This window comes from Aliiroseovarius sediminis (assembly GCF_022678485.1).
Taxonomy (GTDB): Bacteria; Pseudomonadota; Alphaproteobacteria; order Rhodobacterales; family Rhodobacteraceae; genus Aliiroseovarius; species Aliiroseovarius sediminis.
In genome coordinates, this window is record NZ_JALBYP010000025.1 from 162,776 (window position 1) to 180,052 (window position 17,277).

Annotated in this window: 17 protein-coding genes and 1 pseudogene; 9 read left to right on the forward strand and 9 right to left on the reverse strand. The window is 59.1% G+C overall.

Annotated features, from left to right (window positions below; genetic code table 11):
* The first annotated feature begins 154 nt into the window (after positions 1-154).
* A complete protein-coding gene (locus tag MN186_RS06410; protein ID WP_242113563.1) occupies positions 155-490 on the forward strand; it encodes an arsenate reductase family protein in 336 nt (111 codons plus the stop codon).
* A gap of 118 nt (positions 491-608) precedes the next feature.
* On the opposite strand, the gene thrS is transcribed toward MN186_RS06410, so the two are convergent.
* Positions 609-2,555: a threonine--tRNA ligase gene (gene thrS / locus MN186_RS06415; RefSeq protein ID WP_242113537.1), complete on the reverse strand. Its 1,947-nt coding sequence runs from the start codon at positions 2,553-2,555 to the stop codon at positions 609-611.
* A gap of 170 nt (positions 2,556-2,725) precedes the next feature.
* Between thrS and MN186_RS06420 the strand changes: the two genes are divergently transcribed.
* On the forward strand, positions 2,726-3,475 hold the full coding sequence (locus MN186_RS06420; protein WP_242113538.1) for an alpha/beta fold hydrolase: 750 nt from the start codon (positions 2,726-2,728) through the stop codon (positions 3,473-3,475).
* 86 nt (positions 3,476-3,561) lie between these two features.
* Entirely contained in the window at positions 3,562-4,272 is a 711-nt protein-coding gene (locus MN186_RS06425) for an alpha/beta fold hydrolase (protein ID WP_242113539.1), read from the forward strand.
* Between the two features lie 70 nt (positions 4,273-4,342).
* On the opposite strand, the gene phaZ is transcribed toward MN186_RS06425, so the two are convergent.
* Complete coding sequence (gene phaZ, locus MN186_RS06430) at positions 4,343-5,662, reverse strand: polyhydroxyalkanoate depolymerase (protein WP_242113540.1); 1,320 nt, start codon at positions 5,660-5,662, stop codon at positions 4,343-4,345.
* Positions 5,663-5,763: 101 nt separating this feature from the next.
* Between phaZ and MN186_RS06435 the strand changes: the two genes are divergently transcribed.
* From MN186_RS06435 to phaR, 3 genes are all read left to right on the forward strand, one after another.
* Positions 5,764-7,557: a PHA/PHB synthase family protein gene (locus tag MN186_RS06435; RefSeq protein WP_242113541.1), complete on the forward strand. Its 1,794-nt coding sequence runs from the start codon at positions 5,764-5,766 to the stop codon at positions 7,555-7,557.
* Positions 7,558-7,692: 135 nt separating this feature from the next.
* Complete coding sequence (locus tag MN186_RS06440; protein WP_242113542.1) at positions 7,693-8,136, forward strand: Phasin; 444 nt, start codon at positions 7,693-7,695, stop codon at positions 8,134-8,136.
* Positions 8,137-8,318: 182 nt separating this feature from the next.
* Positions 8,319-8,885, forward strand: a complete 567-nt coding sequence (gene phaR, locus MN186_RS06445) for a polyhydroxyalkanoate synthesis repressor PhaR (protein ID WP_242113543.1) — start codon at positions 8,319-8,321, stop codon at positions 8,883-8,885.
* A gap of 103 nt (positions 8,886-8,988) precedes the next feature.
* Here phaR and lexA read toward each other — a convergent pair whose 3' ends face one another.
* The 6 genes from lexA to MN186_RS06475 all read right to left on the reverse strand — a co-directional run bounded on the left by lexA (position 8,989) and on the right by MN186_RS06475 (position 13,964).
* Positions 8,989-9,687: a transcriptional repressor LexA gene (gene lexA / locus MN186_RS06450; RefSeq protein ID WP_242113544.1), complete on the reverse strand. Its 699-nt coding sequence runs from the start codon at positions 9,685-9,687 to the stop codon at positions 8,989-8,991.
* A gap of 155 nt (positions 9,688-9,842) precedes the next feature.
* Positions 9,843-11,015 (reverse strand): molybdopterin molybdotransferase MoeA, encoded by a 1,173-nt coding sequence (locus MN186_RS06455; RefSeq protein WP_242113545.1) that lies wholly within the window; start codon positions 11,013-11,015, stop codon positions 9,843-9,845.
* On the reverse strand, positions 11,015-11,515 hold the full coding sequence (gene moaC, locus MN186_RS06460; RefSeq protein ID WP_242113546.1) for a cyclic pyranopterin monophosphate synthase MoaC: 501 nt from the start codon (positions 11,513-11,515) through the stop codon (positions 11,015-11,017). Before moaC ends, MN186_RS06455 begins: the two co-directional genes overlap by 1 nt.
* Positions 11,512-12,312, reverse strand: coding sequence for an indole-3-glycerol phosphate synthase TrpC (gene trpC / locus MN186_RS06465; protein ID WP_242113547.1), 801 nt, complete (start codon positions 12,310-12,312; stop codon positions 11,512-11,514). The genes moaC and trpC overlap by 4 nt, the downstream gene beginning before the upstream one ends.
* A 57-nt stretch (positions 12,313-12,369) precedes the next feature.
* Complete coding sequence (trpD, locus tag MN186_RS06470; RefSeq protein WP_242113548.1) at positions 12,370-13,386, reverse strand: anthranilate phosphoribosyltransferase; 1,017 nt, start codon at positions 13,384-13,386, stop codon at positions 12,370-12,372.
* Complete coding sequence (locus tag MN186_RS06475) at positions 13,383-13,964, reverse strand: anthranilate synthase component II (protein ID WP_242113549.1); 582 nt, start codon at positions 13,962-13,964, stop codon at positions 13,383-13,385. Before MN186_RS06475 ends, trpD begins: the two co-directional genes overlap by 4 nt.
* A gap of 132 nt (positions 13,965-14,096) precedes the next feature.
* On the opposite strand from MN186_RS06475, the gene MN186_RS06480 reads away from it, so the two are divergent.
* The gene (locus MN186_RS06480; protein WP_242113550.1) at positions 14,097-15,506 is read left to right on the forward strand and encodes a divergent polysaccharide deacetylase family protein; all 1,410 of its coding nucleotides are present in this window, start codon (positions 14,097-14,099) and stop codon (positions 15,504-15,506) included.
* An 8-nt stretch (positions 15,507-15,514) separates the two neighbouring features.
* Here MN186_RS06480 and MN186_RS06485 read toward each other — a convergent pair whose 3' ends face one another.
* The gene (locus MN186_RS06485; protein ID WP_242113551.1) at positions 15,515-15,940 is read right to left on the reverse strand and encodes a cupin domain-containing protein; all 426 of its coding nucleotides are present in this window, start codon (positions 15,938-15,940) and stop codon (positions 15,515-15,517) included.
* A 76-nt stretch (positions 15,941-16,016) separates the two neighbouring features.
* Between MN186_RS06485 and MN186_RS06490 the strand changes: the two genes are divergently transcribed.
* Together MN186_RS06490 and MN186_RS06495 are read left to right on the forward strand one after the other, a co-directional pair.
* Entirely contained in the window at positions 16,017-16,418 is a 402-nt protein-coding gene (locus tag MN186_RS06490) for a P-loop NTPase family protein (RefSeq protein WP_242113552.1), read from the forward strand.
* A gap of 49 nt (positions 16,419-16,467) precedes the next feature.
* A pseudogene (locus tag MN186_RS06495) lies at positions 16,468-17,277 on the forward strand (IS3 family transposase); the annotation flags it as partial.

Below are 17,277 nucleotides of genomic sequence, written 5' to 3' on the forward strand. Positions count from 1 at the left end.
CGGTAGATAGGTCTGTCTTACACATCCAGATTTGGATGCGTTTGGGGCAAATGCAAGAGTGTCGTGCGGGGTGCGCGGATTTTTGCACGGTATTGCGCGCTTCCGTTTGGCGCCCGATTGGGCGATGATGGGGCAGATTTGATTGGGGGAAAAGATGCGCGTTTGGGGGCTGAAGACCTGTGATACATGCCGCAAGGCGGTGAAGGCGTTGAAGGGGGCGGGTTTTGACCCCGACTATATCGACGTGCGCGCAGACGGGGCGGACCCGGCGGATTTGGCGCGGTTTCATGCGGCATTTGGCGAAGCGTTGGTGAACAAGCGTTCAACCACGTGGCGCGGGTTGTCAGATGCTGAACGGGCAGGCGATCCGCTTGCGTTATTGGCCCAGCGTCCAACCTTGATGAAACGCCCGGTGATCGAGGATGGCGAACAGCTGACCCTTGGTTGGGACGCTGCGACGCGCGACGTTTGGGTTGGAGGCGCAGGCTAGCGCAGGCGGAGATCGGTATAGTCTTATTTACTCACGCATTTCTGCCGACGATACTGGTAACGGACGGCAGCTAAAAAACCCCCGCGTAAGGCGGGGGTTTAAGGGCTGAAACCGACGATCAGGCCAAGTCAGGCGGTGTGGCTTCCACGGCCAGCGTGGTTGTGACATCGTCCAAGGGCAGAACTTTCGAGTGTTTTTCGCCCAAGCGGCGTATCGAAACGGTGCCCTCCTCGACCTCTTTCATGCCGCAGGCCAGGATGACCGGCACCTTGCCCACCGAATGTTCGCGCACCTTGTAGTTGATCTTCTCGTTGCGGATATCAGCCTCGGCCCGGATGCCTTTGGCCTTCAGCGCCGCGACCACCTGATGCACATAGTCGTCGGCATCCGATACGATCGACGCCACCACGACCTGACGCGGCGCCAGCCAGAACGGCAGCTTGCCCGCATGGCTTTCGATCATGATGCCGATGAAACGTTCAAACGATCCCAGCGTCGCGCGGTGCAGCATATAGGGACGGTGTTTCGCGCCATCTTCGCCGATATAAACCGCGTCCAGCCGTTCAGGCAGGTTTGGATCGACTTGGAACGTGCCACATTGCCAGATCCGGCCAATCGCGTCGGTCAGCTTGAAATCAAGCTTGGGTCCGTAGAACGCCCCTTCGCCCGGGTCGAGCGTATATTCATGCCCGGTCTTTTTGATCGCGTTTTCCAGGGCGTTTTCAACGTGATCCCACGATTCTTCCGTCCCGACCCGTTTTTCGGGGCGGGTGGCGAACATGATCTCGAATTCCTCGAACCCCAGATCCTTATAGACCGACGACAAAAAGTCGATGAAACGCGCGCATTCCTCTTCAATCTGTTCTTCGGTGCAGAACACATGGGCGTCATCTTGGGTGAAACCACGCACCCGCATGATGCCATGCAGCGCACCCGAGGGTTCATAGCGGTTGCACGATCCGAATTCAGCCATACGCAACGGCAAGTCGCGATAGCTTTTTAGCCCTTGGTTATAGACCTGAACGTGGCATGGGCAGTTCATGGGTTTGAGCGCATTGATGCTTTTCTCGCGGGCATGATCTTCGTCTACTTCGACAATGAACATATGCTCTTGATACTTGTCCCAGTGGCCCGAGGCCTCCCACAATTTGCGGTCCACGACTTGCGGCGTGTTCACTTCGACATAGCCGCCGGCGCGCTGTTTGCGGCGCATGTAGTTCTGCAACTCCGTATAGATCGTCCAGCCGTTAGGGTGCCAAAAGATCTGACCGGGAGCTTCTTCCTGCATATGAAACAGGTTCATCTCGCGGCCCAGTTTGCGGTGATCGCGCTTGGCGGCCTCTTCCAGCATATGCAGGTGTTTTTTCAACTGCTCTTTGTTCTGAAAGCCCACACCATAGATGCGTTGCAGCATCGATCGGTCGCTGTCCCCGCGCCAATATGCACCCGCGACGCTCATCAGTTTAAACGCGTCAGCGGGCAGTTGGCCGGTGTTTTGCAGGTGCGGGCCGCGGCACAGGTCTTGCCAGTGGCCATGCCAATACATGCGCAGGGGTTCGTCGCCGGGGATCGCCTCGATCAATTCGACCTTGAAGGGTTCGTTATTGGCCTCGTAATACTTGATGGCACGGTCGCGGTCCCAAATTTCGGTGGTCACGGGGTCGCGCTTGTTGATGATCTCTTTCATCTTTGCTTCGATGGCGCCCAGATCTTCGGGTGTGAACGGCTCTTCGCGATCAAAGTCGTAATACCAGCCGTTATCAATAACCGGGCCGATGGTCACTTTAACGTCGGGCCAGATTTCCTGCACCGCCCGGGCCATTACATGAGCAAAGTCGTGACGGATCAGCTCAAGAGCCTGAGCTTCGTCTTTCATCGTGTGAATGGCGATCTGCGTGTCGCCCGTGATAGGCCATTGCAAGTCCCAATGTGCCCCGCCCACGGTTGCCGATACGGCCTTCTTGGCAAGGGAATTCGAGATGCTGGCGGCAACCTCGGCAGGGGTCACACCTGCGTCATAGTCACGCGAATTGCCGTCAGGAAATGTAAGGGAAATCTGGCTCATTGGCCTTCTCCTCGTCGTTTTGGCGCCCACGGAACGCCCGGTTGCGGGTTATGTGTCAAGGCCTTTTGGACCCTTGCCCGCGCGCTGTCAACGGGTGGAGCGCCAAGTTGGGGATTGCAGTGCGTTTCATGCCCGGTATGGTTTGCCCGACACAGCAGATGGGAAAAACCATGTCCGAGATCCAATCGCTAAACACCGCCAATGGCCGCCGCATCGCTTATGCCAAAACAGACGGGCAGGGGCCGACCATCCTGTTTCTGTCCGGCCTGAAATCAGACATGGAGGGGACAAAGGCCGTCGCGCTAGAGGCTTGGGCGAAAGCCGAGGGACGGGCATTTTTGCGCTTTGATTATTCGGGCCATGGGCAAAGCTCGGGGACTTTTGCCGAAGGCTCTATCGGCGACTGGCACCAAGACACGCTGGCCGTGGTGGATCAGTTGATCGACGGTCCCGTGTTGGTTGTTGGCAGTTCAATGGGTGGCTGGCAGGCGCTGCTTTTGGCGCGGGCGCGTCCCGGTCGGGTGGTCGGTCTTGTCACCATTGCCGCCGCGCCGGATTTTACCGAGGATGGCTATTGGGCCGGATTTTCGGAAGCCCAGAAGGCCGAACTTGATCGCGAAGGCTTCGTGACCCTGCCGTCTGAATATGACGAGGATTACATCATCACCAAGCGCCTGATCGAAGACGGGCGCGACCATCTGGTGCTGCGCAGCGCGATGAGGCTGAATATGCCCGTGCGGTTCCTGCAAGGCACCGAGGATACAGCCGTGCCGACAGCACAAGCCGTCAAGCTGCTGGAACATGTCGAAGGCAACGACATCCGCCTGACGCTGGTCAAAGGGGCCGATCACCGGTTTTCGGACGACGAATGCCTGCGCACGATTCAGAAGATGGTGAAAGTCGTTCTGGCACGTGGCTGACATGCGCCGGTATTCAGACAAATGCTTGCGTACCTCTCGGGCAGGCGTCACTGTCCCGCGAAACGTAAAAGAGAGACGAGCGAGCGATGTCTGAGCCTGTGGTTCTGATCCCCGGAATGATGTGCGACGCGCGGGTATTCGGCCCGCAAATCGACGACCTGTCACGCGATCACATCGTGATCGTGGCCCCGCCGATCCACGGGGAAACCATCCGCGACATGGCCGGGCATATCCTTGACCAACTCCCACCGCGCTTTGCGCTGGCCGGGCTCAGCATGGGGGGAATCGTGGCGATGGAGATTGCCCGCCGCGCGCCCGAACGCGTGACGCGGCTGGCGCTTATGTCCACGTCGCCCTTGCCCGATACGCCCGCGCAGGCGACATGGCGTGAGCCGCAAATCGTGCGTGCCAGCGCTGGGCGACTGGCCGAGGCGATGGCCGACGCGCTGGCACCGGATAATCTGGCACCGGGTTGCGGGCGCGCGGCGGTCGTGGACCTGGTGAACGACATGGCGCATGGACTGGGGGGCGAGATGTTTGTGCGCCAGTCCCGCGCCCTTCAACGCCGCCCGGACGCGCAGCGCAGCCTGCAAAAGCTGCGTATTCCGACAATGGTTCTGTGCGGAGCCCATGACGGCCTGACCCCGCCCAGACGGCATGAAACAATGGCTGCGCTGATCCCCGGTGCCGAACTGGTCATCCTGCCCGGTGCGGGGCATTTACCTACTGTCGAACAGCCCCAGCAGGTCAATATCGGGATGCGTGCTTGGCTTGATATGCCGTCTGAACATCGCTGATCAACGTCCTGATAAAAAAGAAAAAAAGGCGCACTAAAAGCGCGCCTTTCTTGATAATTACCAGCGACAGTTACTCGCCCGCGGCTTTCACAACTTTCAGCTTGGCATTTTTCGCAGACGCAGTCTTGTTCCGCTTCTTGGCGGCTTGCGCGGCGTGGCGCCCGGCGTTCTGGTCGATGAAACTCAGCACCAGCGGGCGGATGTTGTTGCGCCAGCTTTTGCCGGCAAAGATCCCGTAATGGCCCGCACCTTCTTCGACATGGCTGGCTTTCTTGTCATCGGACAAGCCGGTCAGAAGGTCCAGCGCAGCGATACATTGGCCGGGGGCGGTGATGTCGTCGCGCGTGCCTTCGACCGTCTTGACGGCAACGTCGGTAATCGCAGCGATATCAACCTTGTGGCCGTTCACAATGAAACTGTTTTGCGCGATTTCGCTATTTTTGAAGACGCGTTCCACCGTGCTCAGATAAAACTCGGCGGTCATATCCATGACGGCCAGATATTCATCGTAAAAGCGGTTGTGCTTGTCGTGGTCGGATGCCTCGCCCTTTGCGACACGCATGACTTGTGACGAAAACGCCTTGCTGTGGCTTTCGGCGTTCATCGACATGAAACCGGCCAGTTGCAGAAGGCCGGGATAAACCATCCGTCCGACGCCTTTGTATTTGAACCCAACCCGTTGGATTGCCAATTCTTCCAACTGGCCCATCGTCACACGCCGGCCGAAATCGGTCACATCGGTGGCGGCAGCGTCAGGGTTGATGGGGCCGCCGATCAGCGTCAGCGTCTGGGGCTGCGCTTCTGGATCAAGTTCGGCCAGATAGGCCGTGGCGGCCAGCGTCAGGGGCGCCGGCTGGCAGACCGCGACCACGTTGATATCCGGCCCAAGATGGCGCATGAAATCAACTAGATAGAGGGTGTAATCCTCAATATCAAACTTGCCTTTGCTGACCGGAATATCGCGCGCGTTGTGCCAATCGGTGATGTAAACTTCGGCATCGGGCAGAAGGCTGACAACAGTCGACAGAAGCAGCGTAGCATAGTGCCCAGACATAGGGGCTACCAGAAGCACACGCCGCGATTTTTCGGGACGACCCACAACCTTGAAATGGATCAGATCACCAAAGGGGCGTTCGACGAGCGCGTCGACCTGCACAACATGATCGCGCCCATCTTCGCCTACAATATTTTCGATGTCCCAGTCTGGCTTGGTAACCATGCGGTCGAAACTGCGTTCTGTCACCTCGCCCCACGCTGCCATGATTTGGAAAAACGGGTTCGGCACCAACGCCGTTGCCGGATACGATCCAATGGCGGCTGCTGTGGCACCTAACCATTGATTCGTGTTCCGGATCGTCTCCATCAAGTCGTAGGTCGCCATATAGCGCATATGATATTAGCCTTTGATTTTTATGCGCTGCATTCGCATAGTTGGTTATATGCAGTTTTTGTTATGCTGCAGTTGCGAAAACATAGGGGGGAATTCATGCCATGACAACAGATCAGGAAAATAAAGGCCAAGACCTGAGTGAATTGAACGACAATGTCGCCCGCATCGAGGAACTGTCGCAGCGGCTGGCGAACATCATGGCCCATCGCAAAACCGTGCGCCCCAGTCTGCAAGCGCCAGGGCAGGAATTCTATGTCAAAACTGCGGGATCGGTCTGGGCCGATATGATGGCAAACCCGTCAAAAATGATAGAGCATCAGGTGTCGTTTTGGGGCAAGACACTGGAACACGCGATAGAGGCGCAGGCAGCGCTGGCCGCGGGCGACTTCAAGGCCCCCGAAGATCCCGGCCCGAAGGACCGCCGCTTTTCCAACCCGCTTTGGGATACTCACCCCTATTACAACTATGTCAAACAACAGTATCAAATTGCCTCGCAAACGATGGAGGACGCGCTGAAGGACGTCGAGGGGCTGGATGACGAAGGCACCAAGCGGATGAAGTTTTTCACGCAACAAATCATGGACATGATGAGTCCGACGAACTTTCTGGCGACCAACCCCGACGCGATGGAACGTGCGGTGGAAACCAAAGGGCAGTCGCTGGTCCAGGGCTTGGAAAACCTTGTCGCGGACCTTGAGGCCAATGACGGCGAGCTTCTGGTCAAGCTGGTCGATGAAAGCGCGTTCGAGGTGGGCAAAAACATCGCGACCACGCCGGGGCAGGTGGTCTTTCGCAACCGGATGATGGAGCTGATCCAATACGCACCCAGCACCGAGAAGGTGCATGAAACGCCCCTGATCATCTTCCCGCCCTGGATCAACAAGTTCTATATTCTTGACCTGAAAGAGCAAAACAGCCTGATCAAATGGATCGTCGATCAGGGCTACACGTTGTTCGTGGTCAGTTGGGTGAATCCCGATGCATCTTATGCGGATGTGGGGATGGGCGACTATATTGAAGATGGGTATCTGGCGGCCATGCGCGAGGTGAAGGCGATAACCAAGCAGAAAAAGGTGAATGTGGTGGGATATTGCATCGCGGGCACCACGCTGTCGCTGACCCTGTCTTTGATGAAAAAGCACGGGGATAAATCGGTCAATTCCGCTACCTTCTTCACGACGCTCACGGATTTCTCGGATCAGGGCGAGGTGGGCGTGTTTCTGGACGATGATTTCGTTGACGGGATCGAGGAAGAGGTGACGGAAAACGGCTATCTCGACAGTTTCTTCATGTCGCGCACCTTTTCGTTTCTGCGTCCGCGCGACCTGATCTATGGACCCGCGATCAACAGCTATATGCTGGGTAAGACCCCGCCTGCCTTCGACCTTCTGTATTGGAACGGTGACAGCACAAACCTGCCTGCCAAGATGGCGGTCGAATATCTGCGCGGTCTGTGTCAGAATAACAGCTTCGCGACAGACGGGTTCGATCTGCTTGGCGAACGCTTGTCGATCAAGGATGTGGATATCCCCCTGTGCGCCGTGGCGTGTGAAACTGACCATATTGCGGCGTGGAAGGCATCCTATGACGGAATTCGCAAGATGGGATCGAAGGACAAGACCTTCATCGTGTCGCAAAGCGGTCATATCGCGGGGATCGTAAACCCGCCATCGAAAAAGAAATACGGCCACTACACGAACGAGGACTGGCCCGAGTCATCAGACGACTGGATGGCAGGGGCGACCTTCAACGAAGGGTCTTGGTGGGGGCGCTGGGGCGCATGGCTTGCCAAGCGATCAGGCAAGCAGATTGACGCTAGGGAAGTCGGCGATTCTTCGCATAAGCCGCTGGCACCCGCGCCGGGAACTTATGTTGTGGCGAAGCCAAACGTCTGATCCTGAATAGATTTCCAAAATTATGCTGCAGTGCAGAAATAGGGGTTGATTTTCTGCGCCGCAGCATACATATTGTTGTCAGAACGAATTCAGGTGCCGATCTCCTCCCCGGTGCCAAACAACGGAGAAATGACAATGACCAATACACAAGACTTCACCAAGATGTTCCAAGACATGATGGGCAACATGCCGGTCGACATGACGTTCGCTCAAGACGCGTTCAAGAACCAAGCCGCTCTGGGCGAAAAGCTGTCGAAAGTCGCGCTGCAAGCTGCTGACAAATCGACCGAGATCTCGACCAAATGGACCAAAGAAACGTTGACCAAAATGGGCAATGTGGCCACGGCCAAAGAAGAAGCTGCCGACTATGGCAAAGCCATGACCGATTTCGCTTCGGCTCAAGCCGAACTGGCTGCCGAAAACATGGCTGCTTTCGCTGAAGTTGCGAAAAAAGTTCAGGCTGAAACCGTCGAACTTATGATGGCTGCCGGCAAAGAGATGGGCGACGAAGTCCAGAACGCTGCCAAAAAAGCGACTGACGATGTTCAGAAAGCCGCCAAAAAAGCGACAGCAAAGTAAGCGATTTACGTCAGACCCCCTCCCGTCTGATGTAATCTTTAAGGGCGAGCCTTGTGCTCGCCCTTTTTTCTTGCGCGAATACCGGCGCCAGTCCGCGAGAAGTTTGATCAAAACACTTGCCTTTGGTATCTGCGCTGTTAGGGTTTTGCAGTGCAGCATCTGAATTCGTTGCGGGAGGAACCATGGCACAGAAACAAGAACCGCTGCTGATCAAACGTTATGCAAGCCGGCGTCTTTATAATACCGAGACATCGGATTACGTCACGCTGGACGACATCGCAGGTTTCGTTCGTGATGGGCGTGAAGTCCAGATTATCGACTTGAAATCCGGCGATGATCTGACGCGGCAATATCTTCTGCAAATCGTGGCCGAACATGAAAGCCGCGGCGAAAGTGTTCTGCCTGTGGATGTGCTGACCGATCTTGTGCGCGCCTATACCACGCAGGCGCAAAGCATCGTGCCGCAGTTTCTGGCCGCAAGTTTTGAAATGCTGCGAGACGGGCAGTCGAAGGTGATGGGCAACCTTGATGCGATGGGGCACCCGCTTGCCAAGATGCCCGGTTTCGATGCAATGCAGGCGCAGCAAGAGGCGTTCATGAAAGCGATGATGAGCAGCCTTCCGGGTGCCGCACCCGGATCGGATGATAACGAAGACGGCGACAAGCCCGAAGCAGGTTCGAAGGAAGAGCTGGACGCGATCAAGAAGCAGCTGGCCGATCTTCAAAAGAAGCTGTCGGGGATGGGCTGATACCCTTGCGACCGGGCGACACGTAAAAGGGACGCGCGATGGCGGCGTCCCTTTGTTGTATTCAGGTTCGTGTTCCGGGCGGTTGCGCCCAGTCGATCGCGGGTCAATAGGTGCGGATTAGACCGACCAGTTTGCCCTGAACCTTGACCTGACCTTCCGGTAGCAGCCGAGTTTCATAGGCCGGATTGGCCGCTTCCAGCGCGATCATGCCGTCGGTCTTGCGAAAGCGTTTCAACGTTGCCTCGTAACCGTCAACCTGTGCCACGACGATATCGCCATTCTGGGCCTGACTGGTTTCGCGGATGACGACCACGTCGCCGTTGTTAATGCCCGCGTCGATCATTGAATCGCCCTTTACCTCAAGCGCATAATGGCGCCCGTCGGTGGCCAGCATCGTGTCGGGCACAGACACTTGTTGTGCGCCATCGGTGATCGCCTCAATCGGTTCACCAGCGGCAATTCGGCCCATCAGGGGCAGGTCGCTGACGCCCAGACCTTGCAGCGGTATGGCGCTGGGCGGCGTGCTTTCGGGGCGGTCGCCGTCGATCACGCGCGGCTCGAACCCGGCGCGACCGGAGTTTTCCAACGGTTCGGGCAGTTTGACAATCTCGATCGCGCGAGCGCGATGGGCGAGGCGGCGGATAAAACCGCGTTCCTCAAGCGCCGTGATCAGGCGGTGGATGCCAGATTTCGATCTTAGGCTCAGCGCGTCTTTCATTTCATCAAACGAGGGGGGGACACCGTCCCGTTGAATCCGCTTTTGGATGAAGTCCAGAAGTTCCAACTGCTTGCGTGTCAACATGCTCTCGCACCTCCGTCATGTCGTGATCCGATTGCGTGGGTTGTGACACAGATCGGGATCGCCCTCGTTGCGGGGCGTTCAGTCTATGTTCTATCCATGTTCCCCTTTTGTGTCAACCGCGCACGTCAGGTGCGCGCGGGCAACTGTCGCTCGGCTTAGATCGGCAGATAGTCGATCCTGTCGCCCATGTCCCGCGCTGGGTCCCCGGCTGGGCGAACAGCAAGGGCGTTGGCTTGCGCCAGAACGCTCAGAAGCGCGCTGTCCTGACGGTCAAATATGGTAATCTTCCCGCCGTCGACGCGCGCGCGCATGTAATGTTCGCGTGCCCCGTTGGCTTTCACAGGGGCGCCAAGCGAGGCGCTGCGCCGTGGGGCAGGGGCCGCGCCCAGCCCCAGCATGGCGCGCAGGGCAGGGACCAGAAACACGTGGCCGCAAACCATTGATGATACAGGATTGCCCGGCAAACCGATCATGGCCGCTTCGCCTATCCGCCCGGCCATCAAAGGCTTGCCGGGGCGCATCAGCACTTTGTAAAAGCTCTGCTCCATCCCCAGTTCGGCCGCGACGACCCCGACAAGGTCATGATCGCCGACCGATGCGCCGCCGATCGTCACGATCAGATCGGCGTCCGATGCCAAATCGAATGCTTTGCGCAGGCTTTCAGCATTGTCGCGCGCGATGGGCAGCATGCGGGCATGGCCGCCATTGGCCTCGATCAAAGCTTTCAGCCCGAATGAATTGGAGGCGATGATCTGGTCGGGGCCAGGCGCTTCGCCGGGCATCACAAGCTCGTCCCCCGTGGCCAGAAGCGCCACCTGCGGTTTGCGTGTCACAGTGAGGTCCGGCACGTTCATCGCAGCGGCCAGCGCCAGATCGGCGGGCGACAGCAAACGCGGCGCGGGGATCGTGTCGCCGGGGGCAAAATCGGCACCCGCCGGGCGCACGTAAGGGCCTTTGTCCAGCTTGCGAGCGAGCGTGATCAGGTCGCCTTGGCGGTCGACATCTTCCTGAATGATCACGCGATCGGCTCCGTCAGGCATCGGCGCGCCGGTGAAAATTCGCACGCATTCACCGGCACCCACGCGCCCTTGAAACCCGTGGCCTGCGGCGCTTTCGCCGATCACCCGGAACATCGCTTCGGGATCAGCCTCGACCCCGTTCAACGCATAGCCATCCATTGCGGACGCAGCAAAAGGCGGTTGCAACCGCGTGGCAGTGACGGGGGTGGCCAGAACACGCCCGGCAGCCTCGGCCAATGTGACATCTTCCGTGCTCAACGGTTCCAGCAGATCAAATACGGCGTCCAACGCCTGAGTCACGGTGATCATCAGATTTCTCCGGAATCGTATGTGTAGGTTCCGGATTTGCCGCCTTCTTTGCGAAGCACGCGGATGCCGGTGATTTCCATCGACTTTTCTGCCGCTTTCAGCATGTCGTAAACGGTCAAACATGCCACTGAGACTGCGGTCAGTGCCTCCATCTCGACCCCTGTTTGGCCGCCGGTCTTAACGGTGGCGGTGATGTGGACGCCGGGCAGGTCGGGCTGTGCGGCAAGCTCCAGCGCGACTTTGGTGATTGGCAGCGGATGACACAGCGGGATCAGGTCCGAGGTCTGCTTGGCCCCCATGATACCCGCCAGCCGCGCAACGCCCAACACGTCGCCTTTCTTGGCCGAGCCGGACATGATCAGCGCCAAGGTTTCCGGCGTCATCTTGACGAACCCTTCGGCCAGCGCCTCGCGGGCGGTCACGGGTTTGTCCGAGACATCGACCATGTGGGCCTGTCCGTCCGCGTCGAAATGGGTGAGGGGTGAGGATGTGTCTGTCATGCGGGCACCGGATTGGCTAGTAGGTTGCGAGTAGCGGCTTCGACATCATCCTGACGCATCAGGCTTTCGCCGATCAGGAACGACCGCGCGCCATGGGCGGCCATATCGGCCAGATCCCGTGGCGTCGACAGCCCGCTTTCACAGACCAGATGGCGCTCAGACGGGACCAGTTTCGACAGTTGGCGGGTGGTGTCCAGCGTCGTCTCGAACGTCTTGAGGTTGCGGTTGTTCACCCCCAGAAGTGGGGATTTCAACGCCAGCGCACGGTGCAGTTCGTCTTTGTCATGCACCTCGATCAACACGTCCATGCCCCAGGAAAAGGCTGCGTCCTCAAGTTCTTGCGCCTGCGCGTCCTCGACCGAAGCCATGATGATCAGGATGCAATCGGCGCCTAGCGCGCGCGCCTCGGCCACCTGATAGGTGTCATACATGAAGTCCTTGCGCAGGGCGGGCAGGCGAACCGCTTCGCGCGCAGCGACCAGAAATTCATCGGCCCCCTGAAAGGACGGCGTGTCGGTCAGCACCGATAAGCATGTCGCACCGCCAGCCTCATAGGCGCGGGCAATCGCGGGCGGGTCGAAATCCGCGCGGATCAACCCCTTCGATGGGCTAGCCTTCTTGACCTCGGCGATCAGGCCATAGCCTGTCTGGGCGGCCTTGATTAAGGATTGTGCGAAGCCCCGTGTCGGCGATGCGTCACGCGCGGCGGCCTCAACCTCGGACAACGGACGGGCGGCTTTGCGCGCGGCGACCTCAACTAGCTTGTAGGCTTTGATCTTGTCTAGAACGGTGCTCATGGGCGTGGTCTATTCCCTCTGGGTTGGCTGGGCAAGGTGAAGCTGGCGTTGCGATGATCAGGCGCTCGACGTCAGCTTTGCCAGCGCGTCGATCTTTGCCTTCGCCGCGCCGCTGTCGATGCTTTCGGCGGCCAGCGCGACGCCCTCTTTCAGATCGTGCGCCTTGTCCGCCACCACCAGCGCCGCCGCGGCATTCAGAAGCACAGCATCGCGGAAGGCTGACGGCTCGCCCGCCAAAAGCGCGCGGAAGGCCACTGCATTCTCGGATGGCTCGCCGCCAAGGATCGTGGCCAGCCGGTGCACGGGCAATCCGGCATCTTCGGGGTGGATCTCGCGGGCATGGATCTTGCCATCCTCAAGTGCTGCCACCGACGTGGTTCCGGTGATCGAGATTTCGTCCATCCCGTCCGCCCCGTGCACCAGCCAAGCTTTTTCGGACCCCAGCGCCTGCAAGGTCTCGGCCATCGGGAAAATTAAGTCGGCGGCAAAAGCGCCGGTCAACTGGCGTTTGACGCCTGCGGGGTTGGTCAGCGGACCAAGGATGTTGAAGATTGTCTTGCAGCCCAGTTCCTGACGCACCGGCATCACATGCTTCATGGCGGGATGGTGCATGGGCGCCATCATGAAGCCCACGCCCACCTCGTTGATTGCGCGTTCGGCGATCTCCGCGGTGACCATGACGTTGACGCCCATTTCGGTCAGCGCGTCTGCTGCGCCAGATTTCGACGACAGGTTGCGGTTGCCGTGCTTGGCGACGGTCACGCCTGCGCCCGCCACCACAAACGCTGCGGCGGTCGAGATGTTCAGCGTCCCCATCCCGTCGCCACCTGTGCCCACGATGTCCATCGCACCCTCGGGCGCGCTGACCTTGGCGCATTTGGCGCGCATCACGGCGGCAGCGGCGGCGTATTCTGCGACGCTTTCCCCACGGGCGCGCATGGCGGCCAGAAGTGCGCCAGTCTGCGCTGCGGTTGCCCGCCCGTCGAACAGTTCCTCAAAGGCCATCTCGGCCTGAGCACGGCTAAGCGGCCCTTCGGTTGCGGCATAGATCAAGGGTTTCATTGTGTCGCTCATGCCGGGACCTTTGTTCTGTTCAGGAAGTTTTCAAGCATCTTATGGCCGTGCTCGGACCGGATGCTTTCGGGATGGAATTGGACGCCTTCGACCTCAAGCGTCTTGTGGCGCAGGCCCATGATCAGGCCATTGTCCAGCTCGGCCGTGATTTCAAGGCAGTCAGGCAGGGTGTCGCGATCAACCACCAGCGAATGATAGCGCGTCGCAAGAAGGGGCGATGGCAGGCCTGCGAACACGCCCTGACCGTCATGCTTTACCTCGGCAATCTTGCCATGAACGATCTCGGGCGCACGGACGACCTTGCCGCCGAAGGCCTCGCCAATGGCCTGATGGCCAAGGCAGACCCCGAACAGCGGCACGCCCGCTTCGGCGGCGGCCAGTGTCAGAGGCAGACAGATCCCCGCCTGGGCCGGATCGCAGGGGCCGGGGGACAGAACGATTCCATCTGCGCCCATGCCCATCGCCTGTTGCACATCCAGCGCGTCATTGCGTTTGACGACCACATCCGCGCCCAATTCACCGAAATAATGCACCAGATTGTAGGTGAAGCTGTCATAATTATCGATCAGCAGGATCATTGTGCGGCCTTTCACCTAGAATGTCATCGCAGGGGTTACGCGCTGCGATTGTCGGGCTATACATGGTCCACGCAGGCGCCGACGGTCAAGAGCCGCGCGTATATTCAGACGAGGTTACGAGGAGAGACAGCCATGCCAAAGGGCTTTCTGTCAGGTGTGTTTTGGGGATCGGTCGTGTCGGCCCTTGCGTTGGCGGCAGTGTCGTTGCAGTTGTCGCCGGTGAACCGGGATCGGTTTGCGCCGGCGGCAGTGGACGCGGATCTTGCGACGGATGCGGACGCAGCCGCGGTGTCGCCCGACACGCAAGACGCGCCAGTGACCGCCCCCGTGGCGGATACAGACGAGCCCGCCCAGTCCGAAGCGCCGCAGGCCCCCGATACGGCGCCCGACGCGATCAGCGCGCCCGATGCGCCCACAGACCTTCAGATCGCCGAGCCGCCAGAGCAGGCAGCCCCCCCGGCGCCCGACCAGCCCGTTGCAGATGAGCCTGCCCCGGACCTGCAAGAGCCAGAGACAGGCCCGACGTCAGATGATACCTCACAGAGTCAAGGGACCGCGCCCGCTGAGGCTCCGGTTGAAGACGCGCCTGTGTCTGATGAAAAAGGCGCTGCTGCCGCCGATACAGATGCCGAAGCCCCTGTGACTGAAACCCTTGTGACTGAAACCCCTCAGCAGGACGAGGCCACCGCACCTGACACATCTGAACCCATGCCTGATACAGCCGATACGCCTCAGATCAAGAGCGATCCTGTCGCCCCGATCGGTGATCGCGCCGAGGGGGTGACGACGAACCGCCTGCCCACCATTACGGCTCCTTCAACCACTGACGAGTCCGGGCCGGATCAAGGCTCCGTCCTGACCGACATGCCGCCCCTGGCAATCGACCAAAACGCCACCCCATTCGACAACCCTGAAGGCCGTCCGCTGATGTCAGTGGTACTGGTCGATCAAGGGGCTGGCCGCGAGGCGCTTGGCGATCTGAATAACTTGCCGTTCCCGGTCAGCTTCATCGTGGATGCCCGCGCCGACGACGCCGCCCGTGCCATCGCTTTTTATCGCAACGCAGGGGCCGAGGTAATCATAGCGCCCACGTTGCCCGAGGGGGCCACCCCCACGGACGCCGAAGTGATTTTTCAAGCCCAGACCCCGCTTCTGGACAAGGCGGTCGCCGTGTTCATGGATGACGGCAGCGGGTTTCAAGGCGACAGCCAGCTTGCCGCTCAGGTGTCCGAGATATTGGTCGCCAGCGGGCATGGTCTGGTGTCGCAGCCTCAGGGGCTGAACACCGGCCACAAGACCGCGCTGAAAACCGGCGTCGCGTCTGGTGTCGTCTTTCGCGAGTTGGACGGGGACGGGCAGGATGCCAAGGTTATCGGCCGGTTCCTGGACAACGCCGCCTTCAAGGCCGGGCAAGAGGACGGGGTGATCATGCTGGGACAGGCGCGCGTCGAGACCCTGCAGGCCCTGATCGAATGGAGCTTGGGCAACCGCGCGAAATCGGTCGCGTTGGCCCCGATCTCGGCGCTGCTGCTTGGGGGCTGACGGGCAGCTTAGCCGCGCGGAATGTCGAACCCGCCGGGCGCAAGGGTGAAGCCTTCGAACTGGAAGCCCGGCGAAACCGCGCAACTGACCAGCGTGTAGGCTCCGGTTGTGCGTGCGGCCTGCCAATAGTCCTTGGGCACGATCAATTGCGGCGATTGCCCTGCCGCAAGGTCAGGGCCAAGCACATGGTCCGTCGCAGGCCCCGTATTCCCCTCGGCCATCGACAACACCAGCGGCGCGCCCGCGTGGTACAGCCAGATCTCGGTCGCATCGACCTTGTGCCAATGGCTGCGTTCATCCTTTTTCAGCAGGAAATAAATGCAGGTGCCCGCAGGGCGCCCATCGCTGTCCGCGTCCACCCAAGTCTGACGATAATGCCCGCCTTCCGGGTGTGGGGACAGGTTGAGGTGAGCGATAATTTGGTCGGGGGTCATTGGGAACCCTGCATAAATTGACTTTGTTCTACACGAGGTAATAGCAGATACTTATGGTTATTCGAAGGAGGTGTTAATGGCATTACGATTTTGGGTTATCGTTGGTGAAAGTGAAACTGGAAAGTCGACAACCATTGGGCACCTAGTTGGGCAGTTTGGCCGATCGCAGTCTGGTTTGATAAAAAATGGTGAAGATTTCGCACATGTTCCCCTTAGCGCTGGAGGGTTGTTGCGCGTGTTCTCAATGAGATGTGCCCTGCAAGAGAATCCCGATGGGAAAGAGGGACCCGAAGGGGCTGTAGAACATTGCGAAAAGAAGTGGGGCAAATCCGAAGTTAGTTCACAATACCATAATTGCTTGATTGCTTTGCGCCACTTTGAAAACAACGGACAACCAAATGCTTTTGGATATCTAAATAAGTTCGTTGAATACGGATCGTCAATTGAGCGGCTGGTGTTATTTGACCTGCTCCCCTGAAAAGTCCTCGCTTTGAGGTTAGCCTGTTCTCCAACTGAGGAGACAGACGATGAAGAGAAGCCGTTTCAGCGAAGAGCAGATCATTGGCATATTGAAGGAGCACCAAGCTGGTCTTGGTGCGAAGGAGCTGTGCCGCAAGCACGGGATCAGCGACGCCACGTTTTACAAGTGGCGCTCGAAGTATGGCGGCATGGAAGTGTCTGACGCCCGGCGGCTGAAGATGCTGGAGGCCGAGAACGCCAAGCTCAAGAAGATGCTTGCCGAGCAGATGCTCGACGTGGCGACGTTGAAGGAGATGCTGGGAAAAAACTTCTGAGGCCCGGTTCGAGGCGACGTGCCGTGGACTGGGCCATGAAGGAGAAGAGCTATACCCAACGGCGGGCCTGCGCCCTGGCTGGGATTGATCCGCGTGTATATCGGCGGCAACCGAAGCTGTCGGAGGACAAGGCGCTGCGGGCGCGGCTGCGGGAACTGTCGGCTGAGCGTCGTCGGTTCGGCTATCGGCGCCTGCACATCCTGCTGAAACGAGAGGGCTGGGAGCTGAACTGGAAGAAGCTCTATCGGATCTACCGCGAAGAAGGGTTAACAGTGCGTAAACGGGGCGGACGCAAGCGGGCGATTGGGACCAGAGCACCTATGGCAATCCCGCAGTGGCTGAACCAGCGGTGGTCGCTCGACTTCGTCTCCGACACGCTCTCCGAGGGGCGCAGGTTCCGTATCCTGAACGTGATCGACGACTTCAGTCGGGAATGCCTGGCCTCGGTGGTCGACACGTCGCTGTCGGGCATCCGTGTCGCCAGGGAGCTGGATCGGATTGCCGAGATGCGGGGCTATCCTTGCATGGTGGTATCCGACAACG

Bases quoted from the DNA above. Each gene is read 5' to 3' on its own strand.
- MN186_RS06410 (WP_242113563.1), top strand. From the start codon at position 155: ATGCGCGTTTGGGGGCTGAAGACCTGTGATACATGCCGCAAGGCGGTG.
- thrS (WP_242113537.1), bottom strand. From the start codon at position 2,555: ATGAGCCAGATTTCCCTTACATTTCCTGACGGCAATTCGCGTGACTAT.
- MN186_RS06420 (WP_242113538.1), top strand. From the start codon at position 2,726: ATGTCCGAGATCCAATCGCTAAACACCGCCAATGGCCGCCGCATCGCT.
- MN186_RS06425 (WP_242113539.1), top strand. From the start codon at position 3,562: ATGTCTGAGCCTGTGGTTCTGATCCCCGGAATGATGTGCGACGCGCGG.
- phaZ (WP_242113540.1), bottom strand. From the start codon at position 5,662: ATGCGCTATATGGCGACCTACGACTTGATGGAGACGATCCGGAACACG.
- MN186_RS06435 (WP_242113541.1), top strand. From the start codon at position 5,764: ATGACAACAGATCAGGAAAATAAAGGCCAAGACCTGAGTGAATTGAAC.
- MN186_RS06440 (WP_242113542.1), top strand. From the start codon at position 7,693: ATGACCAATACACAAGACTTCACCAAGATGTTCCAAGACATGATGGGC.
- phaR (WP_242113543.1), top strand. From the start codon at position 8,319: ATGGCACAGAAACAAGAACCGCTGCTGATCAAACGTTATGCAAGCCGG.
- lexA (WP_242113544.1), bottom strand. From the start codon at position 9,687: ATGTTGACACGCAAGCAGTTGGAACTTCTGGACTTCATCCAAAAGCGG.
- MN186_RS06455 (WP_242113545.1), bottom strand. From the start codon at position 11,015: ATGATCACCGTGACTCAGGCGTTGGACGCCGTATTTGATCTGCTGGAA.
- moaC (WP_242113546.1), bottom strand. From the start codon at position 11,515: ATGACAGACACATCCTCACCCCTCACCCATTTCGACGCGGACGGACAG.
- trpC (WP_242113547.1), bottom strand. From the start codon at position 12,312: ATGAGCACCGTTCTAGACAAGATCAAAGCCTACAAGCTAGTTGAGGTC.
- trpD (WP_242113548.1), bottom strand. From the start codon at position 13,386: ATGAGCGACACAATGAAACCCTTGATCTATGCCGCAACCGAAGGGCCG.
- MN186_RS06475 (WP_242113549.1), bottom strand. From the start codon at position 13,964: ATGATCCTGCTGATCGATAATTATGACAGCTTCACCTACAATCTGGTG.
- MN186_RS06480 (WP_242113550.1), top strand. From the start codon at position 14,097: ATGCCAAAGGGCTTTCTGTCAGGTGTGTTTTGGGGATCGGTCGTGTCG.
- MN186_RS06485 (WP_242113551.1), bottom strand. From the start codon at position 15,940: ATGACCCCCGACCAAATTATCGCTCACCTCAACCTGTCCCCACACCCG.
- MN186_RS06490 (WP_242113552.1), top strand. From the start codon at position 16,017: ATGGCATTACGATTTTGGGTTATCGTTGGTGAAAGTGAAACTGGAAAG.